Origin of the sequence: Microvirga pakistanensis (genome assembly GCF_004458765.1) — a bacterium.
GTDB lineage: Bacteria > Pseudomonadota > Alphaproteobacteria > Rhizobiales > Beijerinckiaceae > Microvirga > Microvirga pakistanensis.
In genome coordinates this window covers 1-223 of sequence record NZ_SPJX01000093.1, presented here as the reverse complement: position 1 = coordinate 223, position 223 = coordinate 1, and the positions used below count along the sequence as shown (strand labels likewise).

Annotated in this window: 1 protein-coding gene; it reads right to left on the bottom strand. The window is 63.7% G+C overall.

All coding sequences use genetic code 11. The annotated features are described in order from the left end of the window. The coding region (locus E4K09_RS03030; RefSeq protein WP_134495103.1) for a hypothetical protein at positions 1 to 223 on the bottom strand (223 nt) is incomplete at both ends.

Sequence of the window (223 nt, the reverse complement as noted above, 5' to 3'; positions counted from 1 at the left end):
GATAGGGCTCGACGAAGTTCCAGGAGCCCATGTTCTTGGGCTCTTCCTGGCACCACACCACATCGGCCTTCTTGAAGCGGGAGAGCTCGGCGGCCAGGGACTTCGCCGGGACCGGGTAGAGCTGCTCGACGCGCAGCAGATAGACGTCGTCCAGCCCACGCTTCTCGCGCTCCTCGAGCAGGTCGTAATAGACCTTGCCGGTGCAGATCACCACGCGCCGGAT